We start from the raw sequence: 12,715 nt of genomic DNA, 5'->3' as shown, positions 1-12,715 counted from the left end.
AACCGTTTTGGGCATTCAGCGGGAACAGGGATAGGATAGCAAGGGAGTATTTTTACTCCCTTGCCAATCTCTGCGCTCATTACCAATTAGCCGTACCGCAAACTGACCTGCAGTTTCCGCAAAACATTTACAGCACTTGGCAGGAAATAGCCAATCAGGTGAGCGCCATCGACCGGAATTTTCATTGTCAGATATTACAGGATAAGGAAAAAAGGCTGTGTTATCCGTTGTCAAGACTTTTGATTTAAGCCATTGCCTGTTTTACATTCCAGTCAGGGCATATTGGAATTGGTCACAAACAGCGGGACAGGAACGAATTACTGAATTGGTGACCGTCCTGTTTGCTTATCTGCACCAAGTCGTAGATATTCCATTTTATGCGGAAAGCGGCACTTTTATGGATTACCAGTACGATACTTTGGAGCAATGGATACATGATGCGGAGGACGAGGGCAACACGGACGAAGAAGAAAAAGCGTGGCATCAACATCAGGAAGATACACTTTATGAAATGCGGCGGGCAGGTGGTCACATCATGCCCATTATTAAAAATCCCGTATGGTTGGAAAGGATGGAAAATGTAGTAATGAATTACCAACATCAGGATAAACATGAATTGGAATGGGCACTATTAGCCATTGAGTTTTTACAGCTTTACCACCAATACCCCAAGCGTTCAATTTCAGATGGTATCCACCCCGATTTGGTTTACCCTGACGAGGAAGAACGTATCAGGGTTGAAGAATACATCCATTTTTATTGGAGTGACAGGGATTGTTTTCAGGATGAATTAATGGAAATGATTAATTGCAGTTTTCAGGAAAGACCTGTACAGGATGAACCTACCGCCGTACACTTTTTTGATACGCTACCCGACCCGCAAAAAGTGGATTTTGATTTTGAAACACGGCTTTTTGGCTTGATTGAAAGATTAAGGGATTTATTAGACCAATACGACCATGAAGAACATCACGCAACAGTTTAACAGTGGCTTTGAACCTTTTAAAGCCCTGCTGATATACCGACACAACGAGGAACAGGAAATTAACCAGTTTCAGCGCAAAGAACAGGAAACGCAGATTTATGTGGAAAGCTACGACATTGGAAAAAATGGTCGCCCCATAAATGCGCATCCTTTTACCTTAAAGGAAATGACCGCTTTACATACCCTTTTGCAGACCTCACAGGAATTGCAGGACACCTACTTAAAAAGTAAGGGTTTATTACCTAACAAAGTTTTGTATGTCAATCAGCAAGCTAACGGTTTTGCTGTTTGGTACACCCCGCCACAGGCAGTAAACCTGTTTTTTATTGATGGATTAAATATTCCATCGGGGAAATACCATATACCTGCGATGCTTTGGAAAGCCAATGCCGATACCTTGCATGTTTATGGAGTAAAGGGCAAAAGCAAACCCAATGAGCATACTAAACTTTGCCACGCCCCCTATCTAAACATTTATGGAAGTGGTCAGGTGTGTATGGGTACGGTGCAGATCAATATCGGCAAATCCACCTGTTTAGAGGATTTTATGGACACATGGGAACGGTACTTTTTCAATAGCAATTTCAGCCATTCCATCAGTGGCAACAACAGCACTAAAACTAATACGACCGATTTGTGGCGTTCCCTCGCAGGTTCAACCGAACCGTTTCCGCAAGCGGAACTGCTGAATAATCATTTAACCCTTAAACAAATCATCCGATGAAAAAGCAAAAAGTAAATAAACCTGCTGTACATATTGTCCAAAAGGAATTGTTACAGCCTTATAATCCTGTTACCATCAACTTAATTGGTGCAGGTGGCACAGGTGGGCAGCTATTAACCGCCCTTGCACGCATGAACCATGCGTTGACCGCTTTAGGTCATGCAGGTATCTTTGTTAGGGTATTTGATAATGATATAGTAGATACCGCCAACCTCGGCAGGCAGTTGTTTACCACCGCCGAACTTGGGCAATACAAAGCGGTAGCGTTAATCAACCGCATCAATCGTTTTTTTGGGACAAACTGGAAAGCCGAAACTGTGCGTTATGACAAGGCTTCGTTAAAAGATAAGGATTTGGCAAGCGCAATCATTACCATTTCCTGCGTGGACACCGTAGCCGCCCGTTATGAGATTGCCGAAATTCTGCAACACCTCATTAATCAGTATGGCGGTCGTAACCGTGTTAAATACTGGCTGGATTTCGGCAATAGCCGTTCGAGCGGGCAGGTGATTTTATCGACCCTCGAAAAAATCAAACAACCCGCTTCGGAACAGTATCGGCCTGTTGAAGTGTTGCCTTTAGTGACCGAGGAATACAAAGATTTATTGGAGGCTTCCGAAGATGCGGACGAAACGCCAAGTTGCAGTTTAGCCGAAGCATTAAGCAAACAGGATTTGTTTATCAATTCAGCATTAGCGAACTGTGGGGCTTCCTTGTTATGGCAAATGTTCCGTGAGGGTATTCTATTCAACAGAGGTTTTTTCTTAAACCTTGCAGATTTTAGGACACAGCCGTTAAAAGTAGCCTGATTGCTATTTTACCCCGCCGGAATCTCCGGCGGGCGGGCATGCGCCCGCCCCGTTTTCGCCCCGTGCTTTCGCTGTGATTATTGGTGATCTGTTAAATCACGGGGCGCTCCATATCAATTGACTGCTGTAATCAAGATAGATGAAATCAGATCGATTGTAAACGCTCATCACGCTGCCATTCAAAAATGTGTCTACGCGCGTCCCCTAAACAAAATAAGGCTTTCCGCTTGGCGGAGTCCAGGTCATTTTGCCAGGATGGCCATGGATGGCTATATCCTGTTGGTTGATGGACGATGCTGATATGCCACCGGCCTTTTGTTTGAGGGGAAAGATTCAGCATAAAATCACCGGCTTTGGCCGCATAGCTACCTAAAGGCATTGGTGTCCATTGCAAACCTTCATTGCGATCATCTTCAATATGCTGTAAGAAAGTAAGCATATTAATGATCACCTTCATTTCACCCGAAACAGCTGTATCGCCAGCCAGCATGCGCTGGATACTCCGAATTATGGCGTCATATGACCGATGATCACCCCATGTTTTTAACCGGCTTGCCAGTTCACCAGGTGTCAGGTCCAATTCATTGTATTGCGTACTGAAGTACGCTAAATCGTCAGTAAGTTCCATCGCTAAAATATTGATGAAACAATAATACGTCATAATGTCGTTATTTTAAAACCATTTATGGAAATAGTTATTAACATTTTTGTGTTAAATCTAAAACGGAATTGTGATTTAGTTTTTACATATCATTTTGAAATGATGACCTTTGTGCCTTTAAAACCAATTATATATGCCCATCCAGATCATAAATAATTTAGAGATTCCAATGCTCAGTTTTGACCATAGTGAAGAATATTGGCCACATATCAGTTTGCCTGTTAAAGATGCCTATAGCGCTGGGGAGGTAAAAGATGCCGCCACAGTTCAGAATGCCCTCAAGCTGGCTTTCGCAAAATGCGGTGAATTATTTATGGGTATTATTTCAGGCGAGCAGCGTGCTTCCTTTTATTTGTATGTCCAGCATCTGTTGGAAAACACCATTAATACTTTTAAGGCGATGCTGGGTGGTGAAGATTTTCCGGAAATCAATAAAAGTGATTTTGCCAACATCAGAAGAACCTTACGTATCATTTTGGAGCAAGCGACCAATGTTGACTTAATAGGTCATCCTGATTTTAGGGCAGAAATCGTTCAAAACCGACAATCCTACCACGATACTTTGGATAGGTTACTTTATCTCGGTTACTATGCTTTTGTAATAAGTCAGCAGTTCGCCCAGAGTGCCCTGTTTCCAAAATCAGTCAACTTTGATATCGATGAGCAAGGTTTATTGGGTATCGGTTTAGAACCTGCTTATAAACCTATTTTTGATTATCTGGAAAAAGATATCCCCAAACATGATGAAAGTGTAACCTTATACCATACGATTGAGGACCTTATTAAAATTTGGCGCGAATTAGGGGTCGAGTACGGCGAGATGGCCAGTTTTTTTGCAGAGCAGATTAAGAACCCGCAATTCAGATTTGCGCTTATCTCAAAAGATAGTTTACATGACCAGGCAAAGCAGGTATTCCAACCAAATGGAGATATTGTGCTTAGTTTCTATGATGGCTTGACGGTTAGCCGAAGAAATGTACTGAGCTTTGAGGATTGTATTTTAAGAAGCCAGGATATCAATCGCATCATGTACCGGCCATTGGTGGAGATCGTCGTAGATGGACAGGCTTTCATTATGGCAGGATTTAACAGATGGTTGGAATGCTTAAGCACGCTAACTACCAATGCATTGCCCTGGGGGCATGTTGCTGAAGAATGGAATCAGCATAAGCCTGTTAAAAAGTTTGTACAACATCTGCAAGATACGCACGATGATATACTCGAAGATGCTGCCGTTGAGCTGTTGAACCTTGCACAGGTACCTCATGATAAATCTATTAAAAGCCTGAGGCAGCATAAGGGAAACAATTTTCCGATCGATAAACTTAAAGGGGTAGGCGAGATCGACCTCATTCTTGCTGATACTCAAAAGAAAATCCTTTATATCGTAGAATGTAAGCATAATAAATCACGGTTTGATTACTTTAACTGGAAGCGCGATTATTCGACTTTTAAGGATAAATATGAAACACAGCTTAACAATAAGATCACTTTTGCAACAGGTGAAACAGAAAGAATATTGATCCACCTGGAGGTGGTGAATGGGGTGGCTATAGATGACAAGCCCGGCTACACCGTGCAGGGAATGTTTTTGATTAATGCACCAACTTTATATATGTATGATGCTTTCTATCCAACCTTGACCCTTCATAATCTTCAGCAGTTATTAAAAGGGGAATATGTGATCCCCAAATTTGAACTGACCTTACCTGATGGCCAAAAGCTCTTGGTGGAGCAGCCGTATTTTACGAACTTGGATAAAATCCTTTAACCTAAACCAAAAATGTATAAAGGCGAATTTATATTTCATCCGATAGGCCAGGGGTGTTTTTACACCGGTGAGCTTTTCAGCGATAAAGAAAGAGTATTCAGTTTTGTTTATGACTGCGGCAGTAATTCCGATCAAATGTATATTCGTGATGCTGTCGCAAGTTGGCCAGTAAAAACAGCGGGACAAAAAATCAATGTTTGTATGATCTCCCATTTCCATAGTGATCATATTAGTGGTATTCCGCAACTACTGAAAAATACGCGCTGTGACAGACTGGTGATCCCTTATTATGACCCTTTTCAACGGTTGATGATTTACCTTGAATCGGGATATGATGATTTTGAATACCGTCAAATGATGCAAGATCCTTACGCCTATTTTTCAGGCGAAGGTTTTGATATCGGGCAGATCATCGTAGTACGCGGTGGTGGTACAGAAACAAGTCTGCAGGAACGAATCCCTGTAGCGCCAGCCCCGTCAGAAAGTGGTAATATCAACCCTGAACAGGTTGATTTAACCAAGGATGGCGACGAATATTATAGTGATATGGTCGAGCAGGATGATCATCTGAATCAACAATTTTTTGCCCAACTGCAAAGCGAAGATCCTAATATTGATCCTGTCAGGGTGAAAGTCAGACACTTGCCCTACCAGTTACGCACACCATTGTATAAATTCATATTCTATACTTTGTCAGAAGAAGATGGCTCCGATGCTGACCTGAAAATAAAGAAAGCCGCGCTTAGAAAAGCAATTGACGATTATTGGGTCACTGCAAAACATGATACTGCCTCGGGCGTGAAATCTTTCCAGGATCTGTTCAATGCCAAACAAATTAAAGAGATCACCAGAATTTATAAACGTATTTTTGGTGCAGCAAAATTGAATGGTACATCGCTGGCTGTATTTCATAGGTTTGCGATGGAACCTGGAGGTTATGAAATTCTACAGCGCCACCCATTCGGCTGGAGCCATTTATACCAGGTTGGCCGTCAGCATGCGACTTTGATGACGGGTGATCTTGAACTAAATACACGCGAAAAACTAATTCTGTTTCAGGACTACTATCATGTTCACCTGGAAGAGGTTTCCTATTTTCAGGTTATGCATCATGGCTCGGACAAGAATTGGCCGTTTGGCGTTCCTGAAAGCAGGCTACATACCTTTCCGGATTATGTGATCAATCATGGTGTCGGTCGTAAGCATCATCCTGGATCAGAAGTAACTAAATTGCTGCGGAGTGTAAAACCGTACAATACTATGCTGAACAATGAACTTTCAATGTTACGGTATACAATTTACTATGGCTATAAATGAATAACAATATTCAAGATATAATCTGTACGTTTGCTACATACATCGGCGGGACCTCCGTCGAATTGTGATAAGGTTTAGGTAAAAGCCCTTCTTTGGAAGGGCTTTTTTATGCGGCTCTTTCTGCTTTGATCTTTATCCTTTTGCTTTTGACTTCGCCGGTCAATACGCGGTTGATATCGTCAATACTGTAATACAGAATACCGCCAATCTTGGTAAACGGAATCGTGCCATTATCCCTTAAAGTCTGAAGTGTGTTATCAGATATTTTGAGCATGTTTTTAACCTGGTAACTCTTTAGCCACTTTTTAGGTTCTTCGATTGCCTGTCCTAAAAGGCCCTTGATCTGATTTAATAATTGCTGGCCAAATTCCTGCAAATCTTCTTTAGTTATGATTTCTGCTGCCATAATTCATATCATTTGAGGTAAACTGATACAAACTTGGCTGGATTTAAGATAAAATATATCCGACATTGTCCGAGTCGGATATGCAATTATTTAAATTAAAGGAAGAACCGGGTTAATATGGTGACCCAATTTTATTTAAATTGAGTAAAAAAATTAAGCCTGACTTAAACTTATTAGTTTCATTTATCATATTCCATATCGACTTGAATTCCTAACAACTTATGTTCTGGTGAATCATCTTGCAAGATATGACAAATATTTTCCTCGATAATTGTGCGGTACTCATCTGCTGTTAAATATGGTTTGACCTCATCAAGTTGGTTTTGATTGATAGTCAGTATATATTGCTTGTTGGTGGGCAAAATCAGATCACTCAACACTTTGAATAGCTCAGCTACCTGCCTCGGATCGATGCCATCTAACAACCTGCTGTCGTGAAAAAGCAGGTTCATATGATGCCCATAACCGCTAAGCAAAATGGTCAGGTCATAGCAGAACAGCTTGACACTATTGATGCCGTCAGAAGCATCGGCCTCAATTTTGGCATCGAAATTATAGCGAAGCTGATTATCGCCATCGTTATTATAAACTGTTATACCCGCAGCAGATTCAGGATAAAAACGTTTAGCTAAGTCACGGAAAAAGTCCCGCAGGTCTTTAATCACGCCGTCCGCTTCGGTGAGATATGTAGCAGTCTTCAATGTTTCCTCGACGAACTTTTGATCGAGTTTGATCTTTTGATCCTGATACTGCTTAAGGAGTTGATCATAACGCTCCAAGTTTTCCTTCTCACTTTTAAGATCTGCAAGCCGGTTGGTCAACCGAACAAATACATCAAGTGCCTGATGGGTGTCAAGATATTTGAGGGTATTGTCAAAGGCGGTCTTGTCTTTGCCAAATTTTTCCGAAATGGCATCGATCTGCCGAACAAGTTCATTTTTCTGATCAAGGAGTCTTTTTTGCCTGTTCGATGTAAGGTGTTCGTAGAACTTTTCTAATTCATCCAGTTTTTTTAGAGCTGCTTCTGATAAGATAACTGCAGCTTCCTTGTATATACGCTCAATACTTTCCTTTTTAATATCAGGGGTTGTCTTGAGGCTCTCGTCGATATTATGCACCTGGCCCTGTAAAAGAACAACCTGGTTTTGTGCGTTATCCAGTTCAATACGCAGGCGATCGGCTTCCTTTTTGATGTCATAGAAATCTTCAGCAACGTTGAATTTGGAAAGATCTGATTCCAGCTTTTTTATCTTATCAGCAAGATCCTGTGTTGCCAAACTTACGTCACGGTTGCCGGCAAAAAAATCTTTGAGAAGTTGATCATTGCTAAGTTCTTTGATCAGGACTTTAATGCGTTCTCGCTCAGTTCTGAGTTTATACTTTTCCTGGACAAGATGGACATTGAGACCTAAAAGGAAGGAGTTATAAAGTAAAACTTGATAGGGTTGCCCTAACTCATTCGGATCATTAAAATTTACGTAGGAGCCTCTTTGAGGACGTATAAAAAATGGCAGCAACGACCGGAAAGATAGGTGCTTCAGATCATCCGGAATATCAAATAGTAGGTTCTCGAATTTTTTGTTGAATTCATTTTGCTTGATTTCTTCACCGTCAAGTTTGATTATCTGGCCGCCATCAGTTGATCGAGAAACTTTATATTCAACTCCACTGACTTGAAATTTTAGATAAAACTCCCACCCTGGCAGGTGTTTTTTAAAGGAATTTTTTTGCTTGATCCCAGGCAAAAATGTATGATCGCAACCAACAACGACTTTCCGACCCCATTGTATGTTCTGCTTTTATCTTTGATGCCGGGTGATGCCTGCTTTGCAACAATAAAGTTCAGGCCTGAAGTATTGGTAAATACAACCGGCTTAAAACTGGAATGATTTGAATGTAATTCAATTAGTTGCATTTAATAATAAGGCCTTTCTCCTCCTTAATAGCTTGAACGCTATATAAAAATATTAGTGTTAATACAAGGTTATCAAACGTCTGCCTGGCAAAATACAATTCATTATTGAGGTCTGCGAGATATTTCTTCCAAAGCTCATCGACGCTCAATGGACGATCGAGTTTTTGAAGTAGATAACTACCAAACCCTAAAAGGGATTCCGAAAAGTTCACGTGTTTACTTGGTAGCAGCATCCTTAATTTTTTTCAGGGTTTTTCTCGAATACATCGCACGATTCGAAATATTTTGCAATTATCGTAATAATTGCTGATTCGATATGCGCCTCATTTTTTGGAGCACAATTTTTTACCATGTCCCAGAAAATAAGATCTCCATGATGGCTTGTTTCGACTCCCGTCCAGTCCTTGTTTTTTGAATCCAGGTAAATGCCGGTCAATTTTTCCTGCAACTCATCGGCTAAGAAGCTTTGATTGCCAAGATATGTATTTAGTGCCCCCAGTTTCTGAGCGCCAATATTCAGGTAAAGTTGAGTGGTTTCGCTTAATTCATTAAACTGTATTTTCTCGTTCCAATCCGGGAATTCTATTTTCGCAGTTACGGATTGGATAGGCAATTTCATTATGTGTCCTACTACTTCAGCGAGCGCAGAATAATCAAGGTTGATTATAGCGTTAACATCAGGAATAAATCCGGCCACAGATAAAATCTGATCATCTGCTAATTTAAACAGGGTATTCTCCAAATCTTTAGGCGTAAGAAAACCACCATTTACCAAGGCGTGGTTTTTAACCAATGCCTTTATGGCTTTTTCGCTATCAGGATTTACACCCAAATATTTGTCATTGACTACAAAATAGAATTCTTTAATATCCGGCCATTGCTTTTTTAGACCAGCGAAATCGGTCTCAAGTTTTTTCACAACCTCCGGGTAGTTATTCCTTATTTCTTCCGGCGCATACACTTGATAATAAACACCTGTTCTGGAATTATAACCATCATTCTTTCGATCACCCAGCGGCCCCCAGGGTTTTATCTGTTGAAAGCCAGCATCATTGTAATTTTGTATAGACGTGAATATATCTTCAAACTTATCCCCGTTGGCTTCGTGAATTTTAATCTTGAATAACTGACGGGCAAGCGCTTTTTCCTGGGCATTCATATTTGTAAATATACTAAGTTAATTAGTTATGGTTATGTTTTTTAAGATTAGATTAAATGAATAATTTGATAATGAACATTCTACTGGCGCGATCAACTTTTCACATATGATTATGTCCGCAGTGCAGACACAATTAAAAATACCTTCTTCTCTTAGTTAGAACAAATGGCTAAATAATCAGCTGGGGAATTAAGCAACGGTGGAAAAATTTTGCCCTTAATAAGAAATTCCCATGAATTGTGAACGCGGTACGTTCACAATTCATGGGAATTCAAATTTGCCTATGCAAATTTTTAAGCATTGCCGTTAGAAAAATTATCGTGGTCTATGTCTTTTTGCTTACTGATCTCCTTTTCTATTTCCTCGGCCAGCTGTTCCGCAGTTGGCAGATATAGTTGATATTTGGAGGCTATGATATTACTGTTTTCCGGTAAGGTAAATTTGACCACCGTATCATTTTTTTCCAGGCATAATAATATGCCGACCGTTGGGGTTTCGTGGGTCAGCTTTTCGATGCGGTCATAATAGTTTACATACATCTGTAATTGTCCAATATCCTGGTGAGTGACCTTATGGGTTTTTAATTCAATGATCACAAAGCATTGCAATAGCCTGTTATAAAATACCAGGTCCACAAAAAAATCATCACCATCAAGATGGATGCGCTTTTGACGGGCTACAAATGAAAACCCATTACCCAATTCCAACATAAATTCTTGCAGATGGGTAATTAAACCATTTTCAAGATCCTTTTCATAATAGGCCGCTTCAGGTTTCAATCCTAAGAATTCAAGCACCATTGGGTCTTTAATAATGTCTTTAGGATTTTCCGGATTTTTTTCATTTCGGGCAACAGAAAGTACTTTATGCTTATCAGAGCTTAACAATAGCCTTTCGTAAAGGTGACTTTCAATCTGCCGCTGCACCTGCCGGAATGACCAGTTATTTTTGACGGTTTCAATCTGATAGAATTCCCGTTTGTCAGACTCCTGTATAGTGGTTAGCAAAGAATAATGGGACCAACTCAATTGTGCAGACAGTGTCTGCACAATTGGGAATCCCCGATAAAACTGACGGAAAAGGTTGAGATTTCGGGCTGAAAAACCTCTGCCAAATTGAGGCTGTAGCTTTTCGGATAAATACTTAATCAGTTGTGCGCCATACACGGCACGGTCCGCTCCATGTTGTTCTTCTTCAAATATTCGCTTCCCTATGTGCCAGTACATGAGCACACGTTGATGATCGACAACTTTAACAGCAGTTTCTCGGGCTACATTTATGATCGCTTTAATCTCTTCGATTATAATCGATTCATTTCTCATGCTAATACCCCCTCTCCAATTTCGTGTACAATGGATTTTTGCTGGTTTAACTGTAAGCGCCCCCGCAAAGCCTGCATGTCTCTGTTGACCTTTTTGTCCTTCATTTTAGCATAGATCTGGGTAGTGGTCAATTTGGTATGGCCAAGCATCTTACTTACCGTTTCTAATGGAACATCATTTTCAAGGGTAACGGTGGTAGCGAAAGTATGCCGGGCAATGTGTGTAGTTAGGACCTTTTCAATGCCGGCCAGGTCACCGATCTCTTTTAAATAAGCATTCATCTTTTGATTGCTTTTAACGGGTAGCAACCTGTTCTCTATAATTCTTGCATTATGATCAGCGTAGCGTTCAATGATCTCAATCGCTTGAGGTATTAAAGGGACATTGGCTTCGATGGCAGTTTTAGTTCGGGTGGTTTTAATCCATATTACGCCATCGGTTCCGGTAACAACATGCTGAGGGGTGAGCTTATCCACATCTACAAAAGCATAACCGGTGTAGCAGCAAAACAAAAATGTATCCCGTACCTCTGCCAGGCGTTTTACTTTAAAATTATACTCGGCTAACTGGTTGATTTCTTCCCACTCCAGTTCTACACGGTTAACCTTATTATAGGTGCATTTGAAAAGGTTAAATGGATTGTGGCTCATCCATTGATTGTTTACCGCAAGGTTGATGATCTTCTTTAGATTTTTGATATAACGCATCGCAGTATTGTGCTCGATCTTATCTTCCGTTTTAAGGTACATTTCCAAGCCGGTGACAAAAGCATAATCAATAGACTCTAAATAGATATCTGGTTTTTTGTAGCGCCATTGGATATACTCTGCCGTCTTTTTCCGTACTGTTTTATATTTGGTCAGTGTTGCCCTTACAAAATCTTTATCCAGCAGTTTCTCCAAGTTGGTGTTATGCTCATCGAAAACTTCCAATAGCATGCGGTGATTTTCTTCTTCACCAGTATATTTACGTTTGATCTTTTCTGCGGTAATAAAATCTTCGATCCTTTTGAGATCTTCAAAAGCTCTCCGTATACCATAAAGCGAATCATTGATGGCCGCATTTACTTCCTTAGCATCCTGGCCGCTGCCTTTTAAATAACCGCTTTCTGCGTCCCATTTTTTAGGATCGACCTTACGGCCAAGTGAAATTTCAGTTCGTTTGCTGAGGTAGGTAATACGCGCGTAAAGCGGAACCAATCCTTGAGAATCTGTTTTTCTTTTATCAGTCCAGATCAGGACTGAAAATTTTTGTGCATTTTTCATTTGAATGAATTTTAAAACCTGATAAATAATCTGGTCACGAAAACTCGCTTTTCGTGACTAATTTTCACTTATTCAAGTACTTCAAAATCAATCAATTAACCTCTTATTCGGTGACCTTTTTTGCTATTCTAAATTAGGTCACCGAGTTAGTCACCAAAACCATAAAATCCGGTACTTTTGACGGTACCGGAACCCTGCGGATCATAAAATTTGCAGGGTTCTAAAACGGTTTGATACGCCTCCGGATTAAGGTCATTGTTAAACCAAAAATTTGATATAAAATGAGCCATTTTGAGGCCAAATTTTATGATTACAAACAATTGATTTACAATCAGTTAATCATTGATTTGGTGACTAAATTAGGTGTTCTGAACCAGTCAC

The 12,715-nt window shown here is 40.4% G+C and carries 12 protein-coding genes; 5 read left to right on the top strand and 7 right to left on the bottom strand.

Annotated elements, in window-relative coordinates; genetic code table 11:
* Positions 1 to 325: 325 nt before the first annotated feature.
* The 3 genes from ACQ86K_RS00835 to ACQ86K_RS00825 are packed head-to-tail and all read left to right on the top strand — an operon-like array spanning position 326 to position 2,518.
* Entirely contained in the window at positions 326 to 985 is a 660-nt protein-coding gene (locus ACQ86K_RS00835) for a hypothetical protein (RefSeq protein ID WP_431199568.1), read from the top strand.
* Positions 960 to 1,709: a hypothetical protein gene (locus tag ACQ86K_RS00830; protein WP_431199567.1), complete on the top strand. Its 750-nt coding sequence runs from the start codon at positions 960 to 962 to the stop codon at positions 1,707 to 1,709. The genes ACQ86K_RS00835 and ACQ86K_RS00830 overlap by 26 nt, the downstream gene beginning before the upstream one ends.
* Positions 1,706 to 2,518: a PRTRC system ThiF family protein gene (locus ACQ86K_RS00825; protein ID WP_431199566.1), complete on the top strand. Its 813-nt coding sequence runs from the start codon at positions 1,706 to 1,708 to the stop codon at positions 2,516 to 2,518. The genes ACQ86K_RS00830 and ACQ86K_RS00825 overlap by 4 nt, the downstream gene beginning before the upstream one ends.
* Positions 2,519 to 2,663: 145 nt before the next feature.
* Here the strand turns inward: ACQ86K_RS00825 and ACQ86K_RS00820 are convergent, their stop codons facing one another.
* Entirely contained in the window at positions 2,664 to 3,179 is a 516-nt protein-coding gene (locus ACQ86K_RS00820) for a hypothetical protein (protein ID WP_431199565.1), read from the bottom strand.
* Positions 3,180 to 3,393: 214 nt separating this feature from the next.
* Between ACQ86K_RS00820 and ACQ86K_RS00815 the strand changes: the two genes are divergently transcribed.
* The gene (locus tag ACQ86K_RS00815; RefSeq protein WP_431199564.1) at positions 3,394 to 4,950 is read left to right on the top strand and encodes a hypothetical protein; all 1,557 of its coding nucleotides are present in this window, start codon (positions 3,394 to 3,396) and stop codon (positions 4,948 to 4,950) included.
* A 12-nt stretch (positions 4,951 to 4,962) separates the two neighbouring features.
* Positions 4,963 to 6,267: an MBL fold metallo-hydrolase gene (locus ACQ86K_RS00810; protein ID WP_431199563.1), complete on the top strand. Its 1,305-nt coding sequence runs from the start codon at positions 4,963 to 4,965 to the stop codon at positions 6,265 to 6,267.
* A 106-nt stretch (positions 6,268 to 6,373) separates the two neighbouring features.
* Here the strand turns inward: ACQ86K_RS00810 and ACQ86K_RS00805 are convergent, their stop codons facing one another.
* The 6 genes from ACQ86K_RS00805 to ACQ86K_RS00780 form a co-directional block, all read right to left on the bottom strand.
* Entirely contained in the window at positions 6,374 to 6,673 is a 300-nt protein-coding gene (locus ACQ86K_RS00805) for a helix-turn-helix domain-containing protein (protein WP_431199562.1), read from the bottom strand.
* A 179-nt stretch (positions 6,674 to 6,852) separates the two neighbouring features.
* Entirely contained in the window at positions 6,853 to 8,418 is a 1,566-nt protein-coding gene (locus ACQ86K_RS00800) for a DUF2326 domain-containing protein (RefSeq protein ID WP_431199561.1), read from the bottom strand.
* A gap of 160 nt (positions 8,419 to 8,578) precedes the next feature.
* Positions 8,579 to 8,821, bottom strand: a complete 243-nt coding sequence (locus ACQ86K_RS00795) for an ABC-three component system middle component 6 (RefSeq protein WP_431199560.1) — start codon at positions 8,819 to 8,821, stop codon at positions 8,579 to 8,581.
* A 2-nt stretch (positions 8,822 to 8,823) separates the two neighbouring features.
* Complete coding sequence (locus tag ACQ86K_RS00790; RefSeq protein WP_431199559.1) at positions 8,824 to 9,747, bottom strand: ABC-three component system protein; 924 nt, start codon at positions 9,745 to 9,747, stop codon at positions 8,824 to 8,826.
* A gap of 293 nt (positions 9,748 to 10,040) precedes the next feature.
* Positions 10,041 to 11,069, bottom strand: a complete 1,029-nt coding sequence (locus tag ACQ86K_RS00785) for a PDDEXK nuclease domain-containing protein (protein ID WP_431199558.1) — start codon at positions 11,067 to 11,069, stop codon at positions 10,041 to 10,043.
* Complete coding sequence (locus ACQ86K_RS00780; RefSeq protein WP_431199557.1) at positions 11,066 to 12,334, bottom strand: site-specific integrase; 1,269 nt, start codon at positions 12,332 to 12,334, stop codon at positions 11,066 to 11,068. Before ACQ86K_RS00780 ends, ACQ86K_RS00785 begins: the two co-directional genes overlap by 4 nt.
* Positions 12,335 to 12,715 lie beyond the last annotated feature (381 nt).

The sequence above is a fragment of the Mucilaginibacter sp. P19 genome (assembly GCF_050632265.1).
GTDB classification, from domain to species: Bacteria; Bacteroidota; Bacteroidia; order Sphingobacteriales; family Sphingobacteriaceae; genus Mucilaginibacter; species Mucilaginibacter gossypii.
The sequence above is the reverse complement of the archived record's forward strand: the minus strand, read 5'-3'. Positions and strand labels throughout refer to the sequence as shown.

What these genes read in the sequence shown, in the direction of transcription:
- ACQ86K_RS00790 (WP_431199559.1), bottom strand. Translation starts at nt 9,747, where the DNA reads ATGAATGCCCAGGAAAAAGCGCTTGCCCGTCAGTTATTCAAGATTAAA.
- ACQ86K_RS00795 (WP_431199560.1), bottom strand. Translation starts at nt 8,821, where the DNA reads ATGCTGCTACCAAGTAAACACGTGAACTTTTCGGAATCCCTTTTAGGG.
- ACQ86K_RS00805 (WP_431199562.1), bottom strand. Translation starts at nt 6,673, where the DNA reads ATGGCAGCAGAAATCATAACTAAAGAAGATTTGCAGGAATTTGGCCAG.
- ACQ86K_RS00785 (WP_431199558.1), bottom strand. Translation starts at nt 11,069, where the DNA reads ATGAGAAATGAATCGATTATAATCGAAGAGATTAAAGCGATCATAAAT.
- ACQ86K_RS00780 (WP_431199557.1), bottom strand. Translation starts at nt 12,334, where the DNA reads ATGAAAAATGCACAAAAATTTTCAGTCCTGATCTGGACTGATAAAAGA.
- ACQ86K_RS00830 (WP_431199567.1), top strand. Translation starts at nt 960, where the DNA reads ATGAAGAACATCACGCAACAGTTTAACAGTGGCTTTGAACCTTTTAAA.
- ACQ86K_RS00825 (WP_431199566.1), top strand. Translation starts at nt 1,706, where the DNA reads ATGAAAAAGCAAAAAGTAAATAAACCTGCTGTACATATTGTCCAAAAG.
- ACQ86K_RS00810 (WP_431199563.1), top strand. Translation starts at nt 4,963, where the DNA reads ATGTATAAAGGCGAATTTATATTTCATCCGATAGGCCAGGGGTGTTTT.
- ACQ86K_RS00820 (WP_431199565.1), bottom strand. Translation starts at nt 3,179, where the DNA reads ATGACGTATTATTGTTTCATCAATATTTTAGCGATGGAACTTACTGAC.